This is a genomic window from Streptomyces sp. NPDC025638 (assembly GCF_055558775.1).
Genome location: NZ_JBVHLX010000027.1, coordinates 34166 through 60444, shown reverse-complemented (window position 1 = coordinate 60444; position 26279 = coordinate 34166). Strand labels below are relative to the sequence as shown.

Here is a 26279-nt window from a genome sequence, read left to right as displayed (position 1 = left end):
CGTCAGATCACCCCCCGGCATACTGCGTGCTCCGGGGGGTGACGTGCATGCGTACGAAACTGCCCCCGGCCGGGTGAACGGGGAATTCGCCGGCCCGGTACTCCATCTCCAGGGGGAGTTTTGCGCAGACAAGTGAAAAGAGCGGCTGCGGCCACCGTCGCCACTGCCGCAGCCGTCGCCCTCGCCGCAGGCATGACCAGCCCGGCGTCGGCGAAGCCCGAGCAGCGCGCATCGTCCGCTGCCTCGCTCACGTCAAAGCACCGCATCACCCTGATCACCGGCGACCGGGTCGCCGTCGACACCAAGGGCCGGGTCGTCGGCCTGGAGAAGGCCAAGGGGCGCGAGCACATACCCTTCCAGCTCCGCAAGGTCGACGGACACACCCTCGTCATCCCCGCCGACGCGGCCGGCCTGGTCGCCTCCGGCAAGCTGGACCAGCGGCTGTTCGATGTCACCGAACTGAACAAGGCCGCCACCCGCAAGTCCCTCAAGCACGGTCTGAAGGTCATCGTCGGTTACAGCGGCGCGGCCACCGCCGCCAAGGCCGACGTCCGTGACGCGGGCACGCTGCGCCGCAGCCTGAAGACCCTGAACGCGGACGCGATGCAGACGCCGGCCAAGGAGACGCCCGAGCTCTGGGACGCGGTCACCAACGGCAACAAGACCGCCTCCGGCATCGCCCACGTCTGGCTCGACGGTGTGCGCAAGGCCAGCCTCGACAAGTCCGTGCCGCAGATCGGCGCCCCCAAGGCATGGGCGGCCGGCTACACCGGCAAGGGCGTCAAGATCGCCGTCCTGGACACGGGTGTCGACGCGACCCACCCGGACCTCAAGGACCAGGTGATCGAGTCCAAGAACTTCTCGGCCGCGGCGGACGCCACCGACCACTTCGGCCACGGCACGCACGTCGCGTCCATCGCGGCGGGCACCGGCGCCAAGTCGGGCGGCAAGTACAAGGGTGTCGCGCCCGACGCGAAGATCCTCAACGGCAAGGTCCTGGACGACACCGGCTCCGGTGACGACTCCGGCATCCTCGCCGGCATGGAATGGGCGGCCCAGCAGGGCGCCTCCGTCATCAACCTCAGCCTGGGCGGCTACGACACGCCCGAGATCGACCCGCTCGAGGCCGAGGTCAACAAGCTCTCCACCGAGAAGGGCATCCTGTTCGCGATCGCCGCGGGCAACGAGGGCCCCGAGTCGATCGGTTCCCCGGGCAGCGCGGACGCCGCGCTCACCGTCGGTGCCGTCGACAAGAGCGACAAGCTGGCCGACTTCTCCTCGACCGGCCCGCGCACCGGCGACGGCGCCATCAAGCCGGATGTGACCGCGCCCGGCGTCGACATCACCGCCGCCGCGGCCCCGGGCAGCGTCATCGACCAGGAGGTCGGCGAGAACCCGCCCGGCTACCTGACCATCTCGGGCACCTCGATGGCGACCCCGCACGTCGCGGGCGCCGCCGCGATCCTGAAGCAGGAGCACCCCGACTGGGGCTACGCCGAGCTGAAGGGCGCCCTGACCGGCTCCGCCAAGGGCGGCAAGTACACGCCGTTCCAGCAGGGTTCGGGCCGCATCGCGGTCGACAAGGCGATCAAGCAGTCCGTGATCGCCGACCCGGTCTCGGTGGGCTTCGGTGTGCAGCAGTGGCCGCACACCGACGACAAGCCGGTCACCAAGCAGCTGACGTACCGCAACCTCAGCACCAAGGACGTCACGCTCGACCTGGCCGCCACCGCCACCAACCCCAAGGGCCAGGCGGCTCCCGCGGGCTTCTTCAAGCTCGCCAAGACCAAGGTGACCGTCCCGGCGGGCGGCAAGGCCTCGGTCGACCTCACCGTCAACACCAAGCTGGGCGGCACACTCGACGGCGCCTACTCCGCGTACGTGACAGCGACCGGCGGCGGCCAGAGCATCCGCACGGCCGCCGCGGTGCAGCGCGAGGTGGAGTCGTACGACGTCACGCTGAAGTTCATCGGGCGTGACGGCAAGCCGGCCAAGTACTACGACGTCGACCTGGCGGGTGTCGCGGGCCTGGCGGGCGGCCGGGACCTCACGCCGTACGACCCCTCCGGCACGGTGAAGGTGCGCGCGCCCAAGGGCACGTACATCCTGAACTCGGCGCTGTTCGTGGACCCGGTGGACGGCACCAAGGGCATCGACTGGATCGCGCAGCCGAAGCTGACCGTCGGCAAGAGCCAGACGATCACCATCGACGCGCGCAAGGCCAAGCCGGTGGACATCACCGTCCCCGACGCGGCCGCCAAGTCGGCGTTCGCCTCCCCGGAGTTCGATGTCACGGTGGGCGACGGCTCGTACGGCTACGGCTGGTTCCTCGACACGTACGAGAACTTCCACACCGCGGGTCTCGGCCCGCAGATCACCGACGGTTCCCTGTACCAGCAGTGGGACGGGCACTGGATCAAGGGTGACAACGAGCAGTACGACACCGTGGCCGGCGCCAAGGTCAAGCAGCTCGCCACCGGCTACACCAAGCACTACAAGGCCGGCGACCTGGCCACGGTGAAGGCCAACCTGGGTGCCGCCGCCGGCGGCAAGAAGGGCTCGGTCAACGCGGTCGGCTGGCTGCCGCAGAGCTCCGGTGGCTCCTCCATCGGCGTCCCGCAGGCCATCCCCAGCACCCGTACGCTGCACCTGTCCACTCTGGGCGGTGTGAAGTGGGGCATGGACTTCGAGCAGACCTCCGGGGTCGACCCGGACGGCTTCCCGATCACCGACGCGTACTACACACTGGGCGCGCCGCAGTCCTTCGCGGCCGGCAAGACCTACGAGAAGACCTTCAACACGGCGGTCTTCGGCCCGCACCTCAACGCGGACTACGGTCTGTTCCGGGACGGCAACACCATCTACGGCATGCTGCCGCTGTTCGCCGACGCCAACAAGCACGCCGGTTCGTCGGACTTCACCTCGGTGACCACCACCCTGTACCGCAACGGCACCAAGGTGGGCTCCACCAAGGACCCGATGTTCGGCGAGGATCCCTTCAAGGTTCCGTCCGGTGACGCCGAGTACAAGCTGACCACCTCGGTCAAGCGCACGGTCAAGGTCGCGGCCGCCTCCACGCGGATCGACGCGAGCTGGACCTTCCACTCGAAGAAGCCGACCGGCGGCAGCGTCGCCAAGCTCCCGGCCTCCACCCTCCGCTTCAACGCCAAGACCGGCCTGGACAGCCGCGTCGAGGCCGACAAGAAGGTCACCTTCCCGGTCACCGTGGAGGGCGCGGCCGCGGGCAGCAACCTGAAGTCGCTGTCGGTGTACGTGTCGTACGACTACGGCCAGACCTGGAAGAAGGTCGAGGTCCGCAACGGCAAGATCACCGTCAAGAACCCGGCCAAGGGCAAGGCCATCTCGTTCCACGCCAAGATCGCCGACAAGAAGGGCAACAAGTCGACGATCTCGATCTACAACGCCTACTACGGCAAGTGAGCCGTAGCGGCTGAGCAGGGCATGAGCGAACGGCCCGCCGGAAGTACAGCTTCCGGCGGGCCGTCCGTGTCGGTGTGCTGACGGGGTGTCATAGGGTCACCCCGTGACCGTAGCCATAACCGCGATGATCACCGCCGTGGTCGGTGTCCTCGGCACCCTCCTCGCGCCCGTCCTCAGCCACCGGCTCGGCGCCCGGCGGCGCGCCGAGGACGCCGAACGCGCGGAACGCAGGCTGCGCTTCGAGGAGCGGCGCACGGCCTACATCGCCATGAACCGTGCCTCCCGGCAGTTCCACACACTCCTCAAGGACGCCCTGCACCGCATCCGCGACGGCGTCTACACGGACCAGGACCGTGACCAGCTGGAGGAGACCCGGCGCGAGTACCGGGACCACTACGCCGAGGCGCAGATGGTGGTGCCCGAACGCATCCTGGACGCCTCACGTGCCGTGAACCGGGTCCTCGCCGGAATCGACGCGACGGCGAAACGACTCGACCGGAACCTGGCCGACGAGGGCGAGACCCCGCAGCGGGCCCTGCTCGACCTGAAGGAGGCGGAACCGCTGCTGACCGCGATGCGCAGGGCCATGCGCAAGGACCTCGGGGTGGAGGACTGAGCCCGGGCCGCCGTCAGGCCGACGGTACGATCCTCGCCGCGTCCGTGCCCCAGCTGGCGAGCAGCCGCAGGGCCTCCGCCGACGGTGAGCCCGGCTCCGCGTGATAGGTGACCAGGGACTGGTCACTGTCGTCCGACATACGGAACGACTCGAAGTTCAGCGACAGCTCGCCGACCAGCGGATGGTGCAGCCGCTTGACGCCATGGTTCTTCTCCTTGACGTCATGCGTCGCCCACAGCCGCCGGAAGTCCGGGCTCTTCACGGACAGCTCGCCGACCAGCGCCGAAAGCCGGGGATCGTCGGGATAGCAGCCGGCGTCCATCCGCAGCGCGCACACGATGTCGATGGCCTTCTGCTCCCAGTCGACGAACAGCTCGCGGTACTCCGGCTTCAGGAACACCAGCCGCGCCCAGTTCCGCTCCGTCGCCGGCAGCTCCCCCCAGTCCCCGAAGAGGGCGGCGGCCATCCGGTTCCAGGCCAGGATCTCCGAGCGCCTCCCGACGACATACGCCGGCACTCCGTCCAGCACGTCCAGCAGCTGCCGCAGCGGCACCCGCACCTGCTGGGCGCGTGCCGACGCCTTCTTCTTGTGCTGCTTGCCCTTGGCGAGGTGGGTCAGATGGGCGTGCTCGGCGTCGGACAGCCGCAGCGCCCTGGCGATCGAGTCCAGCACCTCCGCCGACACGTTCCGCCCGTTGCCCTGCTCCAGCCGCGTGTAGTACGCCACGGACACCCCGGCCAGCTGCGCCAGCTCCTCGCGGCGCAGCCCGGGCACCCTGCGGTGGCGCCCGAAGTCCGGCAGCCCCACGTCCTCCGGCTTCAGCCGGGCCCGCCTGCTGCGCAGGAACTCGCTCAGCTCGGCGCGCCGGTCCAGGGAGTGGCCGGGGGCGGCAGTCTCGGGCTGTTGGTCCATACAGCCAGTATCGGACGCATTCCGTGGTCGTACGCACAGGAGCCTGACCCCGCCAGTGGTAGGCACGGCGGACGTACGCAAAGGTGTGGGCTGGGTGAGTGCCGGGACGTGAGGCAGGCTGGAGCTGTGCCCGGCGGGAAGGCAGCCGGGTGCATCACCCCCCGCTAGGAGAACCACGCCATGACCACTGTTGCCGCGTATGCCGCGCCCGCCGCGAAGGCCCCGCTGGAGCGGACCACGATCGAGCGGCGCCCGGTCGGCGAGTTCGACGTCCTGATCGACATCAAGTTCGCCGGCATCTGTCACTCCGACATCCACCAGGCCCGTGAGGGCTGGGGCACGGCGATCTTCCCGATGGTGCCCGGCCACGAGATCGCCGGTGTCGTCTCCGAGGTCGGTTCCGGTGTCACGAAGTACCAGGTCGGCGACCGTGTGGGCGTCGGCTGCATGGTCGACTCCTGCCGCGAGTGCGACAACTGCCGGGCCGGCCTGCAGCAGTACTGCTCCCAGGGCGGCCCCGTCTGGACGTACAACGCGGTCGGCAAGGACGGCGAGCCCACCTACGGCGGCTACGCCGAGAAGATCGTCGTCGACGAGAGCTTTGTCGTCCGCATTCCCGACGGTCTCTCCCTGGACGTGGCCGCGCCGCTGCTCTGCGCCGGCATCACCACGTACTCCCCGCTGAAGCACTGGAACGCCGGCCCCGGCAAGAAGGTCGCCGTCGTGGGCCTCGGCGGCCTCGGCCACATGGGCGTCAAGATCGCGCACGCGCTCGGCGCGGAGGTCACCGTCCTGTCGCAGTCCCTGCGCAAGAAGGACGACGGCCTGAAGCTGGGCGCCGACCACTACTACGCCACCAGCGACCCGAAGACCTTCGAGGAGCTGAAGGGCACTTTCGACATCATCCTGAACACGGTCTCCGCGTCGCTGGACTTCGGCGCCTACCTCTCGCTGCTGCGCACGGACGGCGCGATGGTGAACCTCGGCATCCCCGAGGAGCCGGTCCAGATCATGCTGTCCTCGGTGTTCGGCAACCGCCGCAGCCTGAGCAGCTCCGGTATCGGCGGCATCCCGGAGACCCAGGAGATGCTCGACTTCTGCGCCGAGCACAACCTGGGCGCCGAGATCGAGCTGATCGGCGCCGACAAGATCAATGAGGCGTACGACCGGGTGGTGGCGAGCGACGTCCGCTACCGGTTCGTGATCGACACCGCGACGATCTGAGCCGCGCTGCCCGGCAGCACACCCGCCGCCAGGGCCGGCCCCGACAGCGGGGCGGGTCCCGGCGGCGTTCGACGATCAAAGTAAGGCTTGCCTCAGTTCGCGTCGGAGTATGTTGGGCGGCAGGAGGTGTACACGATGACTGTGCAGCTGAACCACACCATCGTCGCCGCGCACGACAGCCATGTCTCGGCCGACTTCCTCGCCGGTCTCCTGGGCCTCGAAGTGGGCGCGGACTACGGCCCGTTCGTCCCCGTCGGGATACCCAACGGCGTAACGCTGGACTACATGGACACCGCCGGCGCCATCACCCCGCAGCACTACGCCTTCCTGGTCTCCGAGGACGACTTCGACGCCATCTTCGCCCGCATCGGGGAGGCGGGCCTCACCTACTGGGCGGACCCGTTCCACAGCCGTGCCGGCGAGATCAACACCAACGACGGCGGCCGCGGGGTGTACTTCGACGACCCCTCCGGCCACCGGATGGAGATCCTCACCCGGCCCTACGGGAGCGGGAGTTGAGTCAGCGGACGGGGAACGCCCCGCCGTCGCCGTAGGACCGTACGAGCACGTCCTGGCCGTCGCTGCCGTCGCTGCCGTCCGCCGGCCGCACCACGTGGGCGCGCCCGAGCCCCGAGACCCGGGCGTGACCGTCGTCGCCCACCTCGACGAGCGTGTTCTCGTCGAGGGCGACGCCGTACGGGACGTACCCGCGGGCGACCGCGGCGACGAGCCTCGGCAGCGTCCCCCACTGCGCGGCGTGCACGTCCACCCCGAACGGCACGAGCCCGAGCCCCGGCCGTACTGCGATCTCCTCCAGGTCCTCCGCGGAGTCCTCCGGGCACACCGGAACCCCGTCCAGGAGCCACCCGCCGACCACGGCGTGCCGCGCGGCGACGGCGGCGCCCGCCGAGAACCCGGCGTACGGGACACCGCGCTCGGCGAGCGCGCGCGGCAGCCCTTCGAGGCACTGCGCGAACGCCTCCTGATACGCGGGCGTCAGCCCGCCGCACACCAGCACCCCGTCGACACCCGCCACCGCCTCCGGCCCGAATTGCCCGCCCAGAGGCACGAGCAGCGGTACGGGCGTGCAGTCCCCGGCCTTGCGCAACGCCCCCTCGTACCGGGCGAACTGCTCGCTGCCGTCGCCCTCGTCCAGGATCACGCACCCGATGCGCGGAGCGTCCCCGGCCGCATCGAGGAACGGCTCGTAGACCTCCGCGGTGTCCCATCCCCCGCCCATCAGAAACGTACGGCTGCCCATCCCCGTCCCTCTCGTGTGGTGAGAGGCGAATGTACGAGGACGGAGAGGCGACCGTCGACCGGATAGTCGACCGGATGGACGTCTCCCTTCGACCTCAAAGGCGGCTGTAGGTCTCGATGTCCTCCGTGAACTCCTCGATCGCCCGTGCGGTGAGCGTCGGCCGGGTGTCCGCGATGGCGGTCATGTAGTCCTCGGTCGTGGCCGGCAGGCCCCGGCGATGCGTGACCTCGCGTTCGAATGCCGTCTGCGCACCCTTGCGGGCCGCGTATTCGATGTCGGCCGGGGTGAACAGCTCGCTGGCCTCGACCAGCCGGGTGAGGTCCACGCAGTCGGCGGCGGCCCGGAGATAGCGGGTCCAGATCGCGGCGCGGGCGGTGGGGTTCGGGGGGCCGATGGGGATGACGTAGTCGAACCGGCCCGGCCGCAGAAAGGCCGCGTCGAGGGACCGTACCGAGTTGGTGGCGCACGTCAGCAGGCGTGTGTTGTGCTCACGGAAGACGGGGATGAGTTTGAGCAGCTCGTTGGTCACCCCGTGGCCGGGATCGACGGCCTTGCCGGACCGTGCGCCGGCGATCTCCTCGACCTCGTCGATGAAGAGCAGTACCGAGTCCAGTTCCGCCAGGTCCGCGAACGCCTGGCGCAACGCCACGGCCAGCCCCTCGTTCGTGTCGGCAGCGAGCCGGGACGGGAAGAGTTCCACGAACGGCCAGCCGAGCCGGGAGGCCACCGCTTTGGCGAAGCTGGTCTTTCCCGTGCCGGGCGGGCCGAACAGGATGACCGCCTTCGGCGGGGCGACGGCGAAGCGGTCGGCCAGCGCCGGTTCCGTCAGCGGAAGTACGACACGGCGCTCGACGACCTGCTTCTCCCGCTCCATGCCGGCCATGGCGTCCCAGAGGCCGTCGGGCAGCATCCGGCCGCCCAGCGCGGCCAGGACCTCGGCGTTCGCGGTGTCGTCCGGTTCGATCTTCTCGTAGTAGGTCAGGTCGTCGCGGAGCCGGTACCCGGAGTTCTCCAGGGCCTTCGTCCCGGCGGCGTCGGCGGGCAGCAGGGCGCTGACGCGCCGCACGCCGAGTGCCCGCAGACGTCGTTCCAGCTCGGAGAGGAGGGCGCTGCCGATGCCGCGCTCGCGCCAGCGGGAGGCGAGGGCCACCAGCAGGACCCAGCCTCGGGTACCGCCCGTCTGTGCCACGGCCATGCCGACCAGCTCGTCGCCGACGACCGCGACCACGGCCGTCTGACCGCTCTGTGCCGCGGCCATCACCTCGGAGACCGGAAACACGGGGTCCTCGTCGGCCACCCGGCTCTGTTCCCAGATCCGGATCGCCTGGTCGAGGTCGCGGTCGTGATAGTCGCGCAGATGCCATGCGGGCATGGCCGTCACCTCACCTCACCCGGCCCGGGAGTGCGCTGATGGTCATCCCTGCCTCCAGGCTGCGCCGCGCCTGCCGAGGGCGCATCCGGAGGTCGCTGAGGGGTGCCGTGCCGGGTTCATCCGCGATCACCTCACTGCTCATATGCGATATTGCGGACATAACGCCGACGAAAGGCACGTCATGAAGATCGCAGTCATGGGCGGTACCGGGCTGATCGGGTCGCAGGTCGTCAAGAACCTGAACGCCGCCGGGCACGAGGCGGTACCGCACTCGCAGTCCACCGGGGTCGACGTCATCAGCGGCCGGGGAGTGGACGAGGCGGTGGCGGGAGCCGACGTGGTCGTCAATCTGACGAACTCCCCGACCTTCGACGAAGCCTCACCGGCCTTCTTCCAGACCTCCATGGACAACCTTCTGGCCGCGGCCCACAAGGGCGGCGTCGGCCACTTCGTCATCCTCTCGATCGTCGGCGTGGACCAGGTGCCGGAGCTGGACTACTACCGGGCCAAGGCGCTCCAGGAGCAGCTCCTCGCGGCCGGTCCGATCCCCTACTCGATCGTCCGGGCGACGCAGTTCATGGATTTCATGGACGCCGTCCTGTCCTGGACCACCGACGGCGACACCGTCCGGCTGCCCGCCACCCCGATCCAGCCGATCGCCTCCAAGGACGTGGCCGCCGCCGTGTCGGACGTCGCCGCGGGCGCCCCGCTGAACGGCATCCGCAACATCGCCGGACCCGAGGTCTTCACCCTGGACGAGCTGGGCCGGATCACCCTGGCCCGCAAGGGCGACGACCGCACCGTCGTCACCGATCCCACGGCGGGCATGTTCGCCGCGGTCAAGGGCGACGTCCTCACCGACAAGAACGCCCACCTGGCCAGCACCCGCTACACGGACTGGCTCTCCTGACCTGCGCTCACCGGCCGCCGCCGGTTTCGATGTGATACCTCGTCAGCGCGAACAGGATCAGGAGGCCGAGCGTCATCACGGAGATGGCCCACACCGGGTAGTACGGAACGAACATGAACTGGGTGATCAGGCTGAGGCGTACTGGGAGGAGGAGGCGAGCAGGCTGTCCTGCGCGATGCCCGACACGCCCATAGGAATGCTGAGCGGTCCGTTGAGCATCATCATGGCCCCGGCGGCCAGGGACGCACTCCCTGACAGGATCACCGCAATCCTGCGACGCCGCGACTGCAGCCGGCCCTGCCCGTCATCCGTGCAGGTGGGCAAGGAATGCGTCTCCAACGGGATAGGGGTGCTCCTGGGGCAGCAGTCGGGTGGCCGAGTCCAGGTCACCACTGCGGACGAGGGCGTGTATCTCGTGGGCGAGTGGGGTCACGTCGCGGATGGCGACCGTCCACTCGTCCGCGTAGCGTCGTGCGGCCTCACCGGAGAGGCCGAGTTGCAGGGACCGGTACGGCAGGGGCTGTAGGCGCAGGTCCCGCTCGGGGTCCCACTGCACCCGAGCGGGCGCACGCTTCAACTGACGCTGCCAGGAGGCTCGGTCGGGGTGCACCCCGCGGGCGTAGCTCGACAGACACGCGTGGCGCAGGGCCCAATCGAAGCCGTCACGGCTGATCTCGACAGCCAGGACGGTCTCCTGCCCCTCCTTGGCGCCCCAGCCGCAGCGGTACATCATCCACAGGAACGACGGCTTGATCCACGTCAAGCCTCGCTCACAAACCATTCGTGGACCTCGCTCGGCTCGGCGAGAGGGGACGGCGGATTCCTACCGGCCGCGCGCTCTCACCTCCTCACCCCCGACTCAGCGGTTCAGATCAGTAGCTATCCTCGCAATCGGTACTGTAGGTTGATCACGATGCTCGAGGCCCTGACCAGGCCACCAGAGCATGCGCCGCGCGAGAGTGCGATGGCGTCCTAGGGGGAGTAATTCTTATCCCGGCTTTCCGGGAATATTTGCAGGCAGTCACGCTCGTGACCCGTGCCTGAATCATCTCCTGATCCGAGGGCTCCATCGATTTGCCCTGCGGGCGTCGCTTGTCCTAAGTGAATCAGGGGAGGATTCTTTGATGCGCTCCATGCGTAATGGCGGCCGAGCCGCCACCGTCTTCGCTGCGCTTGCGTTCGTCCTGGCGCCGACTGCCGGATACGCGGCCGACGACGTGCCCACCGGCGCGGCGGCAACCGCCGAACCCGGTAACGGCACCGACCAGACCGACGGTGTCGACACCTCGACGGACGAGCCGTCGGGGCTCTCTTCCGCGTCACACACCTACTGCTCGCATGACGGGTACACCGCGACGGGCGACCCTCGGCAGCGCTGCACCAAGCTCGACAACGGTTACCTCTTCCACTGGAAGAACACCCTCGACACTGAAACGCGCGCCTACACCAGGTACGAAAAGACTGGCGGTGGCAGCGTTTCGGTCCGGCTCGGCTACAGCTACAACGGCACCGAGCACTGGAGCCATTACTTCTCCATAAATTCGGGTGACGGGAAGTCGAAGTCGTGGAGTTTCGGTGAACGGAACAGAGATTGCAAGTCAACGATCGGTCTCCTGCAGCAGCGGAGCCATGACAAGGTTCAGACGCCGATAGCGAAGTGCTGATCTGACAACGTTTCGTGTGCGCCCCCGAATCTCTTTCGGGGGCGCTTTAGGGTCACCAACAGAGAGGATATGAGGTGTTTGGCGCTGTCTTCGGTGACGACATGTGGTTCCTGGCCGGGCTCACGATCGTTGCCACGATCGTGGGGCTGTCCGCGTGGGCAATGGCCCGCCGGTGCCAAGTGCCCCACTCCTCCTGGTGGTTGCCTCTGGCCTTCTGCCTGACCGGCGTGCTCGGCGTCACGCTCGCGTTGCGCGGAGGCGAGGCAGGCCGTGCCGAGTGTGTGATCAATCATGAGGTCACCGAGCCGCTGTACACCACACAAGGGTTGTGGAACCTGGCGATGTTCGTCCCGCTCGGCCTGTTCGGCGTGCTGGCACTACGCCGGCCGCTTCCCGTGCTTGTCGGTGTCCTGGCCCTGCCCTGCCTCATCGAACTCGCCCAGGCCCTGGCACCGTTCGTGAGCGGAATCTGCGACAGCGCCGACGTGGAGATGAACGCCGGTGGGGGCATTCTGGGCGTGGCCTTGGGGCTCGTGCTGGTGCGGGGGCGCGTCGCGTGGAAGGCCTGGGCCCGTCCCACATTGATCGTGGCCGTGGTGCTCGGTGTCACGGGGATGGCGGTCTGCCAGACCGCGATCACCCTGGACCACGTGGACGGCTCCGGCGTCCGGGACGCGCACGGCGCCGAGCGGAAGGCCGCCGAGCGGGCCATCCATCAGGCATTCGGGAACTACTATCACGTCGGTGCCGTACGCGTCAGCCCCGGCCTCGATGGATACAACGGCTGGTTGTCCATCCAGTTGTCCGATGGATTTCCCGCGGAACTGATGTGGCCCGGTGGACGCCAACTGAACGTGAGCTTCGAAAACTCCAGCCACCCGACCAAGGCCAGCTTTCCGGTTTCTGGTGTGGGAAAGCCCCGTGATGCTCGGAGTGCGTACCTCGTCGCCCGCGCCTACATGAAGGCCCACTACTCCTGGGCCGAGGCAGCCTCCTGGCACGAGACCCGACCTGTGGGCAGCAAGGCTGAGTTCGGGTGGCTCTCCTCATGGCGGTTCAAGGAGCGCGGGGTGGTGATGCCGCGCAGCCTCGACGTGCAGATCAATCGAGCCGGCCGTGTCTCGCAGATGCTGGTGGACCTCGGGCCCATGCACGTGGACCTTCCAGCCCAACTGATTTCGGCGAAGCAGGCCGAGGAGATCGCAAGGAAGAAGCAGAAGAAGAGTGGTGCCGATGTCGGGGGGCTGAGGATCCGGGCCGACGTGTTGAAGGTCGAACGTTCCAAGGGCTGGCAGGGCTCCTGGCGCGTGGTGTGGTCCGTGAAGATCACTGACAAAAAGTGCACGCACGACGAGGACGGCTCTGGTTGCGAGCCGTTCGATACGGTCGTCGATGCGGGCACCGGTCAGATCTACGACGAGTGAAGGGCGGCCCTCCGTTGGACGAACCACCGGCAGGCTCAGCGTGACTGGGCGTGAATCTGCTGGTTACGGTCGCCCTCAGCCAGGGAGAATAGGCCGTCAGCGCAGCATGATGACCCACGTCATCCTGTCGCGCTTCCACGCGGAGGGGAAACGGCCCTCGCGGACGGCGGGGAGGCCGATTTCCGGGGAGTACGCCTGGTAGACGGTGATCGTGGATTCCGCGTAGGCCGCACGGATCCCGCGTTGCGGTTGTTGCATGCCGTACAGCGTGGGGTCGGCGGGTTCGGGCGGCCACTGGTTTTCTCCTGCTTCGCAAGTGCCTCGGCCGTGGTCGCGCGCTCGGGGGCCGTCAGCTGAGCAGTGTTGCCGGGCTGCCGCCGTTCGCCTCGTAGCCCGCCACCGCCAGGGCGCGGTAGACGGCGAACTCCGCTGCCGGGTCGGGGGACAGGGACCAGGGGAGGGCGCCCACGTGGCCGTCGACGTGTATCAGCTGGTTCATGGCCTCCGACCAGCGCTCGGCGCGGACCAGGAAGAAGACCAGGAGATGGCGGACGTGCGCCGTCATCGGGTCGTCGGGGCGGGCCGCGTGCACCGCGTGGAGCGCGCCGTGGATGGCCTTGGTCACGACCTCGCTCTGGTAGAAGCTGCTGACCAGGTTCACCTCGGGGAGGTGCTCGAAGACCGCGAAGAGCGGCATCGCGGCGAGCAGGGAGCCCTGGGGTGCGCGCGCCGCGGCGGCTTCCGCGAAGGAGTACGCCAGCTCGCGCGAGCCGTGCCACTTCTCGCACCAGTAGTGCAGGGCCGCGAGATGGGCGCCCATGTGGGCCGGGTCCCGGTCCAGGATCTTCAGCCACAGCTTCTCGAACTCCGGCTGGGGGTACGCCAGTCCGCGCGCCACCGACAGCTCGACGATGTGCGGGACCGGGTCGCCGGGAGCCAGCAGCGCGGCCTGTCCGCACGCGTCCCGGGCCTCCTCCATGATGATCCGGAACTCGTCCGTGCCCGGGGTCGACGTGCGCCACGCCTGCTGCACCAGGAACTCCGCGTGCACCGCCGCGCCGCCCGCGTCCTTGGGCTGCTCGGCCCGCCACACCCGCAGCCACTGCCCGCCCGGAGTCTCGTGGACCCCGCCGGGCCGCTGCTGCAGCTCCAGCGCCGCCGCGCCCGCGAAGGCCTGCACGCGCTGCCAGCGCAGCTCGCCCTCCGTCTCGGTGCCGGCCAGCAGCTGCGTGGCCGCCCGGTAGTCCTGGGTGCGCTGCACCAGGTCCAGGACGTCGAGCAGGTCCTGGTCGGGGCCGGGCATGCGGATGTCCAGCTCCTCCTCGCGCGCGAAGCCGTAGTTCGCCGGGTCCGCGGCGTCCGGGTGGCCCGGGTGGACCCGCTCGATCATCCCGCGCCTGCGCCGCAGGACCGGGAGCAGTGCGAAGCTCAGCATGAGCAGCGCCATCAGGACCCAGAGAATTTCCATGGCTCAAGCGAACCAGACGCCGCCGACAATTGGCCAACCCGTCCCGCTCCGCCTGTGGAAAACCGTCCGGCCGGCCCGCCGCATGCCCCGTCACGCACGGGGAAAACCCTTGCTTCCGGCCGTGTGCGACCCGCTGTCCGGCAGCAGTGCCGCGGGCGCACTACGCTCGGTGCACATGAGCGACAGGCACATCAGTCAGCACTTTGAGACCCTCGCGATCCACGCGGGCAACACCGCCGATCCCCTCACCGGCGCGGTCGTCCCGCCGATCTACCAGGTCTCGACCTACAAGCAGGACGGCGTAGGCGGCCTGCGCGGTGGCTACGAGTACAGCCGTAGCGCCAATCCGACCAGGACCGCCCTGGAAGAGAACCTCGCCGCGCTGGAGGGCGGCCGTCGCGGCCTCGCGTTCGCGTCCGGTCTGGCGGCCGAGGACACCCTGTTGCGTACCCTGCTCAGCCCCGGCGACCACGTGGTCATCCCGAACGACGCGTACGGCGGCACGTTCCGCCTCTTCGCGAAGGTCGTGTCCCGGTGGGGCGTGGAATGGTCCGTCGCCGACACCAGCGATCCCGCAGCCGTACGGGCCGCCATCACCCCGAAGACCAAGGCCGTGTGGGTGGAGACCCCCTCCAACCCGCTGCTCGGCATCACCGACATCGCCGCCGTCGCTCAGATCGCCCATGACGCGGGGGCGAGGCTCGTCGTCGACAACACCTTCGCCACGCCCTACCTCCAGCAGCCGCTCTCGCTCGGCGCGGACGTGGTCGTGCACTCGCTCACCAAGTACATGGGCGGTCACTCGGACGTGGTCGGCGGTGCGCTGATCGTGTCCGACCAGGCGCTGGGCGAGGAACTGGCGTACCACCAGAACGCGATGGGCGCGGTCGCCGGGCCCTTCGACTCCTGGCTGGTGCTGCGCGGCACGAAGACGCTCGCGGTGCGCATGGACCGGCACAGCCAGAACGCCACGAAGATCGCCGACATGCTGAGCCGGCACGCGCGCGTGACGCGGGTCCTGTACCCCGGCCTGCCGGAGCACCCGGGTCACGAGATCGCCGCCAAGCAGATGAAGGCGTTCGGCGGCATGGTCTCCTTCCAGGTCGAGGGCGGCGAGGAGGCGGCCGTCGAGGTGTGCAACCGTGCCAAGGTCTTCACCCTCGGGGAGTCCCTCGGCGGCGTCGAGTCCCTCATCGAGCACCCCGGCCGGATGACGCACGCGTCCGCGGCGGGTTCGGCCCTGGAGGTCCCGGCGGACCTCGTCCGCCTCTCCGTGGGCATCGAGAACGTCGACGACCTGCTCGAAGACCTGCAGCAGGCGCTGGGCTAGCAGCCGGCGCCGGACCGGCAACAGCGCCGGTTCACCAGCCCGTGACCGGTGGAGTCGTCTGGGACGGCGGCTCCACCCAGGGCCGGGCCGTCACGGCCCACACGGTGAAGGCCACGGTCGCGGCGAACAGCAGCAGCCACATGAGACGGCGGGCCGCGGTCCTGCGGCGCAGCATGCGGCTCCCGCGGCGCACGACCTCCGCGTACAGTTCCGGTGGTACCGGTGGCGGCACCTGCTCCATGATCCGCCGCGCGGCGGCCTCCCGCTCTGGCCGGTTCACCTGCGCCTCCCCTCGTGCCGCCGCCTCACGACGGTGCCACCTTCGCGCCCATCACGGCAGGTGGCTGCCCCCGGCGCGGATGCAGCAGAGTGGCCGTCGCCCGGTCGCAGATCGCGTGGACCCGTTCCGGCGGGAGTCCGAGCAGCGCCGCCACCTGCTCCTCGGCGACCCCCTCGTACAACCGCAGGACGAGGATCAGACGCTCCTGGGGGCCGAGGACGGCCAGGGCGCTTCCGGGATGCGGGCGGCCGCGGCCGAGACCGCCGTACTGGTGCCAGGCCCCTCGCGCGAAGCGCGTGGCGAGGTGCTGGCGGGCGCGGTCGTACGGGTCCTCGCCGCGCAGCCGGTCCCAGCACGCGTACGTGTGCGCGAGGGCCAGGGTGAGCAGCCGCCGCGCGCGCGGGTTGTCGTCCGGCGCCTCCGCGGTCAGCAGTGTGGCGGCATGCAGCAGCCGCCCTGCCGCGCCCGCGACGAATGCCTCGAACTCCCGGGCCCGGCGGGCGCTTTGGGACGCCTGCCGTTCTCGCACCGCGCCTCCCGCCTGAGGGGGCCCTGCCGGTACGGAATGCGGAACCGTGTGCGACCAGGACCCGGTCTCATATGAGGCCAGCGACGGCCCGGGGTCAAGGGTCCGGGACTCAGGAGGCCGACGGAGTCTCCGGCGCGGGCACGCCCGGGACCGCCATCCGTGCGGAGAGCGCGGTGTTGAAGCGCGTGAGGAGCGTGCAGAACGTCTCGCGCTCCTCCGGCGCCCAGTCGTGTGTCAGCTCGGCCATCAACTGACGCCTGGACGAACGAACTTCCTCCAGCCGGGACAGCCCGCGCGGGGACAGCTGGAGCACCACCGCCCGCCCGTCCTCGGGGTGCGAGGTCCGCTTGACGAGCCCGGTGTCGACCAGGGGAGCCACCTGCCGGGTGACCGTCGACGAGTCGATCCCCATGCTCGCGGCGAGGGCCTTGACGCCCATCGGTCCTTCCTTGTCGAGGCGGTTCAGCAGCAGGTACGCGGCGCGGTCCATGGAGTTGCGCACCTGTCCGACGCCGCCGAGCCGGGTCTGTTCGGCACGCCGGGCGAAGACCGCCACCTCGTGCTGCAGCGTGTCGAGGAGACCGGTGTCACCGACGGTCGTCATGTCCATCGACATTTCAGGTGTTGTGGGCATGGCCGGGGGCTCGCTTCATGAAGAGTGCTGGGTTGGGGGACAGGGTACGCGGCCGGGGGGTGGGTCGTACCGGGGCTGCGCAAACCGGTCTCGGAGCTTGGTCACACCCGCTGCGCCCGGCTGTGAACTGCGAGACTTGTGTCATGAGCTACAGCACGGCTGACTCCTTGCGGCCCGTCACCCTCGACGACGTGCGCGGCGCCCAGAAGATGCTCACGGGCGTGGCGCGGGTGACCGCGATGGAGGGCAGCAGGCATCTGTCGCAGCTGGTGGGCGCGCCGGTCCACCTCAAGTGCGAGAACCTCCAGCGGACGGGGTCCTTCAAGCTGAGGGGCGCCTATGTCCGTATCGCCGGCCTGCTGCCCGAGGAGCGTGCCGCCGGTGTCGTGGCCGCGAGCGCCGGGAACCACGCGCAGGGTGTGGCGCTGGCCTCCGCGCTGCTCGGCGTGCACGCCACCGTGTTCATGCCGAGGGGCGCCCCGCTGCCGAAGATCAGCGCGACCCGGGACTACGGCGCCGAGGTGCGCCTGCACGGTCAGGTGGTCGACGAGACGCTGGCCGCGGCGCGGGAGTACGCGGAGGAGACGGGCGCCGTCTTCATCCACCCCTTCGACCATCCCGACATCATCGCGGGGCAGGGCACGGTCGGCCTGGAGATCCTGGAGCAGTGCCCGGAGGTGGGCACGATCGTCGTCGGCATCGGCGGCGGCGGGCTCGCGGCCGGCATCGCCGTCGCGGTGAAGACGCTGCGGCCGGACGTGCGGATCATCGGTGTGCAGGCGGCGGGCGCGGCCGCGTACCCGCCCTCGCTCGCGGCCGGGCGGCCGGTGGTGATCGACAATCCGGCGACGATGGCCGACGGCATCAAGGTGGGGTGTCCGGGCGAGGTGCCGTTCGGGATCATCGCCGAGCTGGTGGACGAGGTCCGCACGGTCACCGAGGACCAGCTGTCGGCCGCGCTGCTGCTGTGCCTGGAGCGGGCCAAGCTGGTCGTCGAACCGGCCGGCGCGAGTCCGGTCGCGGCGCTGCTGGCGGACCCCGGCGCCTTCCCCGGGCCGGTGGTCGCGGTGCTCTCCGGCGGGAACGTCGATCCGGTGCTGCTCCAGCGGGTGCTGCGCCACGGCATGGCCGCGCAGGGCCGCTACCTGGCCGTTCGGCTGCGGCTGACGGACCGGCCGGGCGCCCTCGCCACGCTTCTCGGGGTGTTGTCAGTGGTGGACGCTAACGTCCTCGACGTGAGTCATGTACGGACCGATCCACGGCTCGGGCTCACCGAGGCGGAGGTGGAGCTGCACCTGGAGACAAAGGGCCCGGCGCACTGCGCCGAGGTCGGCCAGGCCCTGCGCGAGGCGGGATACACGGTCATCGATTGAGGTCGGAGACCTCGCCGACACTCGTCCTTCACCTTGCTCGGGCAGCGTCGAGCCCGTCACTCGTTCGGGCAATGACGAGAAAATTCCATTGAGTAACGCGATACATCGCGTTATGGTCTGTCGCACAGTCATCCCCCAGTCTTTCGCCCCATCCCCAAAAACGTGGAGATTCATATGCCAGGCGCCATCTACGCCGAAGGCCTGGTGAAAACCTTCGGCGACGTAAGGGCACTGGACGGCGTCGACCTCGATGTCCCCGAGGGCACGGTCCTCGGTCTGCTCGGGCCGAACGGCGCCGGCAAGACGACGGCCGTCCGCTGTCTGACGACCCTGCTCCGCCCCGACACCGGCAAGGCCGTGGTCGCGGGTGTGGACGTCCTCAAGCACCCCGACGCCGTCCGCCGCTCCATAGGTCTGTCCGGCCAGTTCGCGGCGGTCGACGAATACCTCACCGGCCGCGAGAACCTGCAGATGGTCGGCAGGCTGTACCAGATGGGCGCGAAGGCGGCGAAGGCCCGCGCGGTGGAACTGCTGGAGCAGTTCAACCTCACGGACGCCGCCGACCGCCCCACCAAGACCTATTCCGGAGGCATGCGCCGCCGGCTCGACCTCGCGGCCGCGCTCGTGGTGTCGCCGCCCGTGATGTTCATGGACGAGCCGACGACGGGCCTCGACCCGCGCAACCGCCAGCAGCTGTGGGAGGTCATCAAGCAGCTGGTCTCCGGCGGTACGACGCTGCTGCTCACCACCCAGTATCTGGAAGAGGCCGACCACCTGGCCCACGACATCGCCGTGGTCGACCACGGCCGCGTCATCGCCAAGGGCACCTCCGACCAGCTCAAGGCCCGCACCGGCGGCGAGCGCGTCGAGGTCGTCGTGCACGACCGCGAGCACATCGCGACGGCCGCCGAGGTGCTGGGCGGCTTCGGTAAGGGCGAGACCACGGTCGAGGAGCACACGCGCAAGCTGACCGTCCCCGTCACCGGCGGCGCCAAGCTGCTCGCCGAGGTCATCCGGGAGCTGGACACGCGCGGCATCGAGATAGACGACATCGGACTGCGCCGCCCCACCCTCGACGATGTCTTCCTGTCCCTGACGGGACATGTGGCGGAGGAGAACGACGAGGGCAACGGCGCCTCGAAGAAGCCCGGTGACCGCAAGAAGAACAAGGAGACCGCGAAGTGAGTGCCGTAACCGACGCGACGCCGGTCGCGGCCCCCGGCAACCCGTTCAGCAGGTCCCTCCGGGACTCGCTCATCGTTGCCCAGCGCAATCTGATCCGCATGTCCAGGATCCCGGAGATGGTGATCTTCGGGCTCATACAGCCGATCATGTTCGTGGTGCTGTTCACCTATGTGTTCGGCGGATCCATGAAGATCGGCACCAGCACCAGCGCGGTCGACTACAAGAACTTCCTGATGGCGGGCATCTTCGCGCAGACCGTCACGTTCGCCACCGCCAGTTCCGGCGCGGGCATCGCCGACGACATGCACAAGGGCCTCATCGACCGCTTCCGCTCCCTGCCCATGGCACGCGGCGCGGTGCTGACCGGGCGCACGCTCGCCGACCTGGTCCAGACGGCGCTGACCCTGCTCGTCCTCGCGGTCGTCGCCGTGCTGGTCGGCTGGCGCACGAGCACGTTCGGGGACACCAACGTCGCGAGGATCCTCGGCGCCTTCGGGCTGCTGCTTCTGCTCGGGTACGCGTTCACCTGGATCGGCGCACTGATCGGCCTGACCGTCCGCACCCCGGAGGCGGCCACCTCCGGCGGGCTGATCTGGCTCTTCCCGGTGACCTTCATATCCAACGCGTTCGTGGACACCAGCAACATGACCCCGTGGCTGCGCCACGTCGCGGAGTGGAACCCGTTCAGTGCCACGGTCCAGGCGTGCCGTGTGCTGTTCGCCAACCCCGGCCAGTCCCACTCGGACGCCTGGCCCATGCAGCACCCGGTGTGGGCCTCGCTGATCTACTCGATCCTGATCGTCGTCGTCTTCCGCACCCTGGCGGTCCGGAAGTACCGCTCGGCCACCGCATGACGAGGCCCCCGGCGTCTTGCGGACGCCGGGGGCCCGCCGGGAAACCGGCAGCCGGAATCAGCCCGAGTAGGCCTCGGCCTTGAGGATCCGCACCGAGGCCCGCTTGCCGTTCGGCAGCTCGTACTCCGCGTCCTCGCCGACCTTGTGGCCGATCACGCCGGAGCCCAGCGGGGACTGCGGCGAGTACGTCTCGATGTCGGCGCTCGCGTACTCGCGCGACGCGAGCAGGAACGTCATCGTGTCGTCCTCGTCGCCGTCGAAGGCGATGGTCACGACCATGCCGGGGGCCACGGCACCGTCCGCGGAGTTCGGAGCCTCGCCGACCTTGGCGTTCTCCAGAAGCTGGGTCAGCTGGCGCACACGGAGCTCCTGCTTGCCCTGCTCCTCCTTGGCCGCGTGGTACCCGCCGTTCTCGCGCAGGTCGCCCTCCTCGCGCGCGGCCGCGATCTTGGCGGCGATCTCCGTGCGCGCAGGACCAGACAGGTACTCCAGCTCGGCCTTGAGCTGGTTGTACGCCTCCTGGGTCAGCCAGGTGACGTTCTCGCTGGTCTGGGTCACAGGTGCTCCTCGTAGGTACTGGGAATACAAAGCATCGCCCTACCCAGAAGAATGTTCCTTCACGGATGGGCGAAACCACGAGCCTAACAATTCAACGGCTGAAGGGGGAGGACATAAGCCATCAGAATTACGTCAACGCAGGTCACTGCCTATGTGCCGGGGTGAAGTCACCCGGCGTGGCAGCCGACCAGCTCGGCCGTCGTGCCCCGGGCCGTTGTACGGAGCGTCACGACCTTGTCGATGCGTGTGGCCGAACCGCTGAAGCGGAAGTCCGCCCGGCCGACCTCCGTGCCGTTCTCGCTCTGGGAGCGCAGTGTGCAGTAGCCGTCGGCGCCGGCGTCCTTGTGGACCTCCAGATGCACCTCGACCGCGCTGTCCGAGGCCTTGAAGGCGATCACCTGCGCGCTGATCTCGTTCTGCGCGACGTAGTGGTAGGCGAAGTAGCCGACCAGCGCCAGCAGGGCCGCGCCGAGGACCGTCCCGGCGATCTTGAGGCGGCGGTCGGAGCGCTTCTCAGAGGGACGGCCGTAGCGGCCCTCGGGCAGCCGCGTGCTCGCCGTACTCATGATCGTCCTCTCGCCGGGTCGGGACATACACCCCGAAAGGGGTCTCCGAGGCTGGACCCCGGAATTATTCGCCCCCCGATTCGGTCACTATAGGAGCGCCGATCGCACCCGAAGACACCGGGCGCCAATTTACTGAGGATTGAGTCTTGACTGACCAGCTGCGACTGATGGCCGTTCATGCGCACCCCGACGACGAGTCGAGCAAGGGCGCGGCCACCATGGCGAAGTACGTGTCCGAGGGGGTGGACGTGCTGGTCGTGACCTGCACGGGCGGGGAGCGCGGCTCCATCCTCAATCCCAAGCTGCAGGGCGACAAGTACATCGAGGAGCACATCCACGAGGTACGCAAGAAGGAGATGGACGAGGCCCGCGAGATCCTCGGCGTCAAGCAGGAGTGGCTCGGCTTCATCGACTCCGGCCTGCCCGAGGGTGACCCGCTGCCCCCGCTGCCCGAGGGCTGCTTCGCCCTGGAGGACGTGGACAAGGCGGCCGGTGAGCTGGTCAAGCAGATCCGCACGTTCCGTCCCCAGGTGGTCACCACCTACGACGAGAACGGCGGCTACCCGCACCCCGACCACATCATGACCCACAAGATCTCCATGGTGGCGTTCGAGGGCGCGGCGGACACCGAGAAGTACCCGGAGTCCGAGTTCGGCCCCGCCTACCAGCCGCTCAAGCTCTACTACAACCAGGGCTTCAACCGCCCGCGCACCGAGGCGCTGCACAACGCGCTGCTCGACCGCGGCATGGAGTCGCCCTACGGGGAGTGGCTCAAGCGCTGGGCGGAGTTCGAGCGCACGGAGCGCACGCTCACCACGCACGTGCCCTGCGCCGACTTCTTCGAGATCCGCGACAAGGCGCTGATCGCCCACGCCACGCAGATCGACCCCGACGGCGGCTGGTTCCGGGTTCCGATGGAGCTCCAGAAGGAGGTCTGGCCGACCGAGGAGTACGAGCTCGCGAAGTCTCTCGTCGATACCTCCCTCCCCGAGGGAGATCTCTTTGCGGGCATCCGCGACAATGCCTGACATGAGCGCGAGCCTGGCACTGACGCACCTCGTCCCCCTGGCCAAGGAGGTCGACGAGAACAAGGTCACCCCCGGTGTCCTCGGCTTCATCGTCTTCGCGGTGATGGCCGTGGCCGTGTGGGGCCTGATGAAATCCATGAACAAGCACATGGGGAAGGTCGACTTCAAGGAGGCCCAGGACCCGAAGGCGGAGTCCGGGACCTCCGTGGCCGACCCGAAGGCGCAGCGGGGCTGACCCGAGGCGCCGGGCCGGCCGGGGTCACCGCCTGGCCGGCACCGGGACCCCCATGACCTCCCGGGCATGCCGGTCCGGCACCATGCCGAGCCGCCATGCCTGCCAGCCCGCCTCCAGGTTCACTCCGCGCTCCAGCAGCAGCGCGTACGCCGCGGTGTACTCGTCCAGCTTCCCGTCGCGGGCCGGGTGCCCGGTGCGGGAGAGCTGGGCCAGTTCCTCCTGGGCGACGGCCGTGCCGACCTCCACACCGCCGGGCGCGGCGTAGGGGAGCAGGGTGCAGCGCAGGAAGCGGGCCCAGTCCTCGCCACGCCGGTCGCCGTACGCGGTGAACAGGCCGATCGCCTCGTCGCACAGGGCGAGGGCCTGCTGGGTGCGGGTGTTGCCCGCGTCCACGACGGCCAGCTCCAGACACGTCCAGGCCTCGCCGTGGGCCACACCGATGCGCTGGAAGTCGGCGCGGGCGTCGACGAGCAGTTGCCTGGCGAAACCCGAGTTCCTCAGCGAGCCCGTCTGGGCGGCGCGCTGGTCCCGGGTCACCCGGGCCGAGTGGTGGCGGGCGCAGGCCAGGCCGTAGACGTCGCGCATCCGGGAGAACATCGTGCGGGAGCGTTCCAGCTCGCGGACCGACAGATCCAGGTTGCCCGTCTCCTCCAGGGCCTGGCCCAGGTAGTAGACCGTCCAGGCCTCGCCGCGCACGTCCTCGTTGTCGCGGTGCCGGGCGGCCGCCCGGCGTAGTTCGTCCACCGCCGGGGACGGGTCGCCGGCCACCAGCCGGGCGCGGGCCAGCTGGGTGAGCGCCCAGGCCTCGCCGCGGGCGTCGCGCGTGCGGCCGTAGCGTTCGAGGGCGGCCCGCAGCTCTTCTTCCGCGCGCGGCACGTCGCCCATCCGCAGGCCCAGCTGGCCCAGCTGGAAGTGCGCCCATGCCTCACCGTGCACCGATCCGCCCTCGCGATGCAGGACCAGCGAACTGCCGAGCAGGTCCAGCGCCTCCGGCAGCCGGCCGCGGTCGCGCTGGACCGCGGCCAGCGCGTGCATCGTCCAGGCGCGGTCCGTCGCCAGCTCGGGCGGCGTCTGCAGATCCAGGGCCTCCTGCAGCTTCGCCGCCGCCTCCGTGAGTTGGCCCTGGTGGTGCAGCGTGATGCCGAGCGAGCACAGGGCACGGGCGGCGCCCGCGTCGTGATGGGCCTCCATGTAGAGATCGACGACGGAGGCCAGGGTGGCACGGGCCTTGTCCAGCTCGCCCAGCTGGCGGGCCGCGATGCCGGTGCGCCACTGCACCGAGCGCACCAGCAGGCCCTGGTCGACGGCCTGCGCCAGCTCGCTGATCTCGCCGAGGCGGTAGAGGTCGCCGCGCAACAGGCAGTAGTCGCACAGCGCGCCGAGCAGGTTCAGTACGGCCGCCTGGTTCACGCCCTCCGCATGGCGCAGGGCCGCCGTGATGAAGCTCGACTCGTCGTCCAGCCAGCGCAGCGCCTCGTCGAGGGAGGTGAAGCCGTGCGGGCCGAAGCGGTCCGAGCGGGTGGACATATTGCCGTCGACCAGACGGAGCACGGAGTCGGCGAGCTCCCCGTAGTTCACGATCAGACGCTCCTGCGCGGCCGTGCGCTCGGCCGGCTCCTCCTCGTCCAGGAGACGGGCCTGGGCGAAGCCGCGGACCAGGTCGTGCAGCCGGTAGCGGCTGCCGCGGACATGGTCGATCAGGCCGGCCTGCGCGAGCGCCACCAGATGGCGGGTCGCCTCCGCCTCGTCCGTGGCGAGCAGGGCGGCGGCCGCCGCCGCGCCGAGCGAGGCGCGACCGGCGAGGGCGAGTCTTCTCAGCAGCCGGCGCCCGGACTCGGACTGGTCGCTGTAGCGCAGCCACAGCGCGCGCTCGACCGGTTCCACCGGTCCGTACGCCGCCAGGTCCGTGGCCAGCCGGCGCGGTGAGCGCGGGCCGAGGGACGAGCCGGCGATGCGCAGCGCGAGCGGCAGTCCGCCGCACAGCTCCCTGATCCGGTCGGCCGAGTCGGCGTCGTAGGGCCCTGACATGTCCTGGGCGGCCGCGCCCAGCAGTTCCTCGGAGCCGACCGCGTCCAGTGAGTCGACCGGGAGGTGGTGCACCCAGGCCGCGAGGTCCGCGGGCAGGTCGAGGGGCTGCCGGGCGGTGACCAGGACCAGGCTGTCGGAGCGCTCGGGGACGAGGGTGCACACCTGCTCGGGGTCCGAGGCGTCGTCCAGCACGATCGTCACCGCAAGGCCCGTCAGATGCTGGTGGTACAGCTCGCTCAGGCGCTTGACCTGCTGGTCCGGGGAGGAGCGCTCACGGAACAGGAGCTGTTCGCGGGGCGCGCCGAACCGGTTGAGCAGATGCAGCAGGGCGTCGCGGGTGGGCAGCGGCGGCTCCTCCCGGCTGTCGCCGCGCAGATCGACGACGACGGCGCCGCGGAAGTGGTCCCTGAGGTCGTGCGTGGCGCGGACGGCGAGCGTGGTGCGGCCGGAGCCGGGCGTCCCGTGCAGCACGACCACCGTCGGCCGGGTCTCCGTGGCCGCCCGGGCCGCCCGCACCCACTGCCGGATCCGGGCCAGCTCCTGCCGCCGTCCCGCGAACGGCCCCTCCGACTCCGGTAGTTGCCCGAACGACTGCTCCAGCACCGTACGCCTGCGGGCCGCCGCGCTCTTGTCCGAGCCGCGCAGCTGCGGGCCCGTCTTCTTCGGGCCGGTGGAGGCGCTGAGCACCCGCTGCTGGTCGAGGAACGGGCGGATGCCGCGCACCTCCAGCGCAGTCAGCCACTGCAGGCGCAGCTGCTCGGGGCCGCCCGGCTGTCCGACGGCTCCGGCGCGGTGGTGGGCGGCGGGCAGATGGGAGCCCGCCACCTTCACGACGGTGGCGGCCGCGCCCACGACGCCCACGGCCACGCCCGCGCCCACCGCCGTACCCGCGGCGGTGCCGAGGGCGAGGTCGGCCACGGTGGCGGCGACCGCGGCAACGGCCGCTATCAGCAGGGGAGTTCCGGCGCCCTCGCGGGCGTAGCGCTGTCCGAAGGTCTGCCGTCCAGCATCGGCCTCGTCCAGGCCGCGGGTATAGGCCTCGTACTCCTCCGCGGCGGTCTGGGCCATGGCGTCCAGGGCACCGCGGGCCCGTGACAGCAGCACCTGCCCGTCCACGCGCCCGCCCGAGCGCCGTACCTCCTCCTCCACGGCCCGCACCACCAGCCGCTCGGCCTCCGCCCGATGGCTGTCCCGCATGTCATGTCCCCCTCCGGCGGCAACTCCTTTGCCTACGAGTGTCCTTCGGGGGAGGCGGGAGCGCGAGAGGGGCGACGATCACTGACTCCACTTCCGTGACCCTGAGTCCTGGGCCTACTCGCGGGTAGCACCCCTCTGGCGTCTCCCGGATCACAGCCCATCGACCGCGGCGATCGGCTGATGGGCGGC

General features: G+C 69.8%; 26 protein-coding genes and 1 pseudogene. 13 read left to right on the top strand and 14 right to left on the bottom strand.

Going from position 1 to position 26279, the window contains the following annotated elements:
* Positions 1–132 precede the first annotated feature (132 nt).
* Both ACZ4EG_RS42305 and ACZ4EG_RS42300 read left to right on the top strand, forming a co-directional pair.
* The gene (locus ACZ4EG_RS42305) at positions 133–3441 is read left to right on the top strand and encodes a S8 family peptidase (protein ID WP_467794420.1); all 3309 of its coding nucleotides are present in this window, start codon (positions 133–135) and stop codon (positions 3439–3441) included.
* Between the two features lie 103 nt (positions 3442–3544).
* On the top strand, positions 3545–4057 hold the full coding sequence (locus tag ACZ4EG_RS42300; protein WP_467794419.1) for a hypothetical protein: 513 nt from the start codon (positions 3545–3547) through the stop codon (positions 4055–4057).
* 13 nt (positions 4058–4070) lie between these two features.
* On the opposite strand, the gene ACZ4EG_RS42295 is transcribed toward ACZ4EG_RS42300, so the two are convergent.
* Positions 4071–4970, bottom strand: coding sequence for a helix-turn-helix domain-containing protein (locus ACZ4EG_RS42295; protein ID WP_467794418.1), 900 nt, complete (start codon positions 4968–4970; stop codon positions 4071–4073).
* A 180-nt stretch (positions 4971–5150) separates the two neighbouring features.
* Between ACZ4EG_RS42295 and ACZ4EG_RS42290 the strand changes: the two genes are divergently transcribed.
* Positions 5151–6194 (top strand): NAD(P)-dependent alcohol dehydrogenase, encoded by a 1044-nt coding sequence (locus ACZ4EG_RS42290; RefSeq protein ID WP_453559045.1) that lies wholly within the window; start codon positions 5151–5153, stop codon positions 6192–6194.
* A 135-nt stretch (positions 6195–6329) separates the two neighbouring features.
* Positions 6330–6713, top strand: coding sequence for a VOC family protein (locus ACZ4EG_RS42285; protein WP_390713030.1), 384 nt, complete (start codon positions 6330–6332; stop codon positions 6711–6713).
* 1 nt (position 6714) lies between these two features.
* Here ACZ4EG_RS42285 and ACZ4EG_RS42280 read toward each other — a convergent pair whose 3' ends face one another.
* Positions 6715–7455, bottom strand: coding sequence for a type 1 glutamine amidotransferase family protein (locus ACZ4EG_RS42280; protein WP_467794417.1), 741 nt, complete (start codon positions 7453–7455; stop codon positions 6715–6717).
* A gap of 94 nt (positions 7456–7549) precedes the next feature.
* The gene (locus ACZ4EG_RS42275; RefSeq protein WP_467794416.1) at positions 7550–8836 is read right to left on the bottom strand and encodes an ATP-binding protein; all 1287 of its coding nucleotides are present in this window, start codon (positions 8834–8836) and stop codon (positions 7550–7552) included.
* 172 nt (positions 8837–9008) lie between these two features.
* On the opposite strand from ACZ4EG_RS42275, the gene ACZ4EG_RS42270 reads away from it, so the two are divergent.
* Entirely contained in the window at positions 9009–9737 is a 729-nt protein-coding gene (locus ACZ4EG_RS42270) for an SDR family oxidoreductase (RefSeq protein ID WP_453559055.1), read from the top strand.
* A 7-nt stretch (positions 9738–9744) separates the two neighbouring features.
* Here ACZ4EG_RS42270 and ACZ4EG_RS42265 read toward each other — a convergent pair whose 3' ends face one another.
* Genes ACZ4EG_RS42265 through ACZ4EG_RS42255 form a run of 3 tightly spaced genes read right to left on the bottom strand, consistent with a single transcriptional unit; the run spans position 9745 to position 10518 of the window.
* Complete coding sequence (locus tag ACZ4EG_RS42265) at positions 9745–9852, bottom strand: hypothetical protein (protein WP_467794415.1); 108 nt, start codon at positions 9850–9852, stop codon at positions 9745–9747.
* Between the two features lie 11 nt (positions 9853–9863).
* Entirely contained in the window at positions 9864–10001 is a 138-nt protein-coding gene (locus tag ACZ4EG_RS42260; RefSeq protein WP_467794414.1) for a hypothetical protein, read from the bottom strand.
* A 40-nt stretch (positions 10002–10041) separates the two neighbouring features.
* On the bottom strand, positions 10042–10518 hold the full coding sequence (locus ACZ4EG_RS42255; protein WP_467794413.1) for a DUF4291 domain-containing protein: 477 nt from the start codon (positions 10516–10518) through the stop codon (positions 10042–10044).
* 343 nt (positions 10519–10861) lie between these two features.
* On the opposite strand from ACZ4EG_RS42255, the gene ACZ4EG_RS42250 reads away from it, so the two are divergent.
* On the top strand, positions 10862–11401 hold the full coding sequence (locus ACZ4EG_RS42250; RefSeq protein ID WP_453559064.1) for a hypothetical protein: 540 nt from the start codon (positions 10862–10864) through the stop codon (positions 11399–11401).
* Between the two features lie 74 nt (positions 11402–11475).
* On the top strand, positions 11476–12825 hold the full coding sequence (locus tag ACZ4EG_RS42245) for a VanZ family protein (protein ID WP_467794412.1): 1350 nt from the start codon (positions 11476–11478) through the stop codon (positions 12823–12825).
* Between the two features lie 111 nt (positions 12826–12936).
* On the opposite strand, the pseudogene ACZ4EG_RS42240 reads toward ACZ4EG_RS42245, so the two are convergent.
* Both ACZ4EG_RS42240 and ACZ4EG_RS42235 read right to left on the bottom strand, forming a co-directional pair.
* Positions 12937–13083: pseudogene (locus ACZ4EG_RS42240) on the bottom strand (DUF4291 family protein); the annotation flags it as partial.
* Positions 13084–13174: 91 nt separating this feature from the next.
* The gene (locus ACZ4EG_RS42235) at positions 13175–14293 is read right to left on the bottom strand and encodes a hypothetical protein (RefSeq protein ID WP_467794411.1); all 1119 of its coding nucleotides are present in this window, start codon (positions 14291–14293) and stop codon (positions 13175–13177) included.
* A 175-nt stretch (positions 14294–14468) separates the two neighbouring features.
* Here ACZ4EG_RS42235 and ACZ4EG_RS42230 point away from each other — a divergent pair, with 175 nt between their 5' ends.
* Entirely contained in the window at positions 14469–15623 is a 1155-nt protein-coding gene (locus ACZ4EG_RS42230; protein WP_453559116.1) for a cystathionine gamma-synthase, read from the top strand.
* Positions 15624–15654: 31 nt separating this feature from the next.
* Here the strand turns inward: ACZ4EG_RS42230 and ACZ4EG_RS42225 are convergent, their stop codons facing one another.
* From ACZ4EG_RS42225 to ACZ4EG_RS42215, 3 genes are all read right to left on the bottom strand, one after another.
* Positions 15655–15903, bottom strand: a complete 249-nt coding sequence (locus ACZ4EG_RS42225) for a hypothetical protein (protein WP_453559119.1) — start codon at positions 15901–15903, stop codon at positions 15655–15657.
* A gap of 25 nt (positions 15904–15928) precedes the next feature.
* Complete coding sequence (locus ACZ4EG_RS42220; RefSeq protein ID WP_453559122.1) at positions 15929–16432, bottom strand: sigma factor-like helix-turn-helix DNA-binding protein; 504 nt, start codon at positions 16430–16432, stop codon at positions 15929–15931.
* A 109-nt stretch (positions 16433–16541) separates the two neighbouring features.
* Entirely contained in the window at positions 16542–17048 is a 507-nt protein-coding gene (locus ACZ4EG_RS42215; protein WP_363293889.1) for a MarR family winged helix-turn-helix transcriptional regulator, read from the bottom strand.
* A gap of 161 nt (positions 17049–17209) precedes the next feature.
* Between ACZ4EG_RS42215 and ilvA the strand changes: the two genes are divergently transcribed.
* The 3 genes from ilvA (at position 17210) to ACZ4EG_RS42200 (ending at position 20478) form a co-directional block, all read left to right on the top strand.
* A complete protein-coding gene (gene ilvA, locus ACZ4EG_RS42210) occupies positions 17210–18439 on the top strand; it encodes a threonine ammonia-lyase (RefSeq protein WP_390708574.1) in 1230 nt (409 codons plus the stop codon).
* Positions 18440–18613: 174 nt separating this feature from the next.
* Positions 18614–19624 (top strand): ATP-binding cassette domain-containing protein, encoded by a 1011-nt coding sequence (locus tag ACZ4EG_RS42205; RefSeq protein ID WP_453559129.1) that lies wholly within the window; start codon positions 18614–18616, stop codon positions 19622–19624.
* Entirely contained in the window at positions 19621–20478 is an 858-nt protein-coding gene (locus tag ACZ4EG_RS42200; protein WP_467794410.1) for an ABC transporter permease, read from the top strand. Before ACZ4EG_RS42205 ends, ACZ4EG_RS42200 begins: the two co-directional genes overlap by 4 nt.
* 57 nt (positions 20479–20535) lie before the next feature.
* On the opposite strand, the gene greA is transcribed toward ACZ4EG_RS42200, so the two are convergent.
* Complete coding sequence (greA, locus tag ACZ4EG_RS42195) at positions 20536–21036, bottom strand: transcription elongation factor GreA (protein ID WP_363293893.1); 501 nt, start codon at positions 21034–21036, stop codon at positions 20536–20538.
* A 167-nt stretch (positions 21037–21203) separates the two neighbouring features.
* Positions 21204–21602, bottom strand: a complete 399-nt coding sequence (locus tag ACZ4EG_RS42190) for a DUF4307 domain-containing protein (RefSeq protein ID WP_467794409.1) — start codon at positions 21600–21602, stop codon at positions 21204–21206.
* Positions 21603–21748: 146 nt separating this feature from the next.
* Between ACZ4EG_RS42190 and mca the strand changes: the two genes are divergently transcribed.
* Complete coding sequence (mca, locus tag ACZ4EG_RS42185) at positions 21749–22630, top strand: mycothiol conjugate amidase Mca (RefSeq protein WP_453559138.1); 882 nt, start codon at positions 21749–21751, stop codon at positions 22628–22630.
* Position 22631: 1 nt separating this feature from the next.
* Positions 22632–22865, top strand: a complete 234-nt coding sequence (locus tag ACZ4EG_RS42180; protein WP_363293897.1) for a hypothetical protein — start codon at positions 22632–22634, stop codon at positions 22863–22865.
* Positions 22866–22889: 24 nt separating this feature from the next.
* On the opposite strand, the gene ACZ4EG_RS42175 is transcribed toward ACZ4EG_RS42180, so the two are convergent.
* The gene (locus tag ACZ4EG_RS42175) at positions 22890–26090 is read right to left on the bottom strand and encodes a tetratricopeptide repeat protein (protein ID WP_467794408.1); all 3201 of its coding nucleotides are present in this window, start codon (positions 26088–26090) and stop codon (positions 22890–22892) included.
* Positions 26091–26279: the final 189 nt, after the last annotated feature.

Excerpts from the sequence above, each read along its gene's own strand:
- ACZ4EG_RS42295 (WP_467794418.1), bottom strand. The coding sequence starts at position 4,970 with ATGGACCAACAGCCCGAGACTGCCGCCCCCGGCCACTCCCTGGACCGG.
- ACZ4EG_RS42290 (WP_453559045.1), top strand. The coding sequence starts at position 5,151 with ATGACCACTGTTGCCGCGTATGCCGCGCCCGCCGCGAAGGCCCCGCTG.
- ACZ4EG_RS42285 (WP_390713030.1), top strand. The coding sequence starts at position 6,330 with ATGACTGTGCAGCTGAACCACACCATCGTCGCCGCGCACGACAGCCAT.
- ACZ4EG_RS42280 (WP_467794417.1), bottom strand. The coding sequence starts at position 7,455 with ATGGGCAGCCGTACGTTTCTGATGGGCGGGGGATGGGACACCGCGGAG.
- ACZ4EG_RS42270 (WP_453559055.1), top strand. The coding sequence starts at position 9,009 with ATGAAGATCGCAGTCATGGGCGGTACCGGGCTGATCGGGTCGCAGGTC.
- ACZ4EG_RS42265 (WP_467794415.1), bottom strand. The coding sequence starts at position 9,852 with ATGTTCGTTCCGTACTACCCGGTGTGGGCCATCTCCGTGATGACGCTC.
- ACZ4EG_RS42255 (WP_467794413.1), bottom strand. The coding sequence starts at position 10,518 with ATGGTTTGTGAGCGAGGCTTGACGTGGATCAAGCCGTCGTTCCTGTGG.
- ACZ4EG_RS42250 (WP_453559064.1), top strand. The coding sequence starts at position 10,862 with ATGCGCTCCATGCGTAATGGCGGCCGAGCCGCCACCGTCTTCGCTGCG.
- ACZ4EG_RS42235 (WP_467794411.1), bottom strand. The coding sequence starts at position 14,293 with ATGGAAATTCTCTGGGTCCTGATGGCGCTGCTCATGCTGAGCTTCGCA.
- ACZ4EG_RS42230 (WP_453559116.1), top strand. The coding sequence starts at position 14,469 with ATGAGCGACAGGCACATCAGTCAGCACTTTGAGACCCTCGCGATCCAC.
- ACZ4EG_RS42215 (WP_363293889.1), bottom strand. The coding sequence starts at position 17,048 with ATGTCGATGGACATGACGACCGTCGGTGACACCGGTCTCCTCGACACG.
- ilvA (WP_390708574.1), top strand. The coding sequence starts at position 17,210 with ATGAGCTACAGCACGGCTGACTCCTTGCGGCCCGTCACCCTCGACGAC.
- ACZ4EG_RS42205 (WP_453559129.1), top strand. The coding sequence starts at position 18,614 with ATGCCAGGCGCCATCTACGCCGAAGGCCTGGTGAAAACCTTCGGCGAC.
- ACZ4EG_RS42190 (WP_467794409.1), bottom strand. The coding sequence starts at position 21,602 with ATGAGTACGGCGAGCACGCGGCTGCCCGAGGGCCGCTACGGCCGTCCC.
- ACZ4EG_RS42180 (WP_363293897.1), top strand. The coding sequence starts at position 22,632 with ATGAGCGCGAGCCTGGCACTGACGCACCTCGTCCCCCTGGCCAAGGAG.
- ACZ4EG_RS42175 (WP_467794408.1), bottom strand. The coding sequence starts at position 26,090 with ATGCGGGACAGCCATCGGGCGGAGGCCGAGCGGCTGGTGGTGCGGGCC.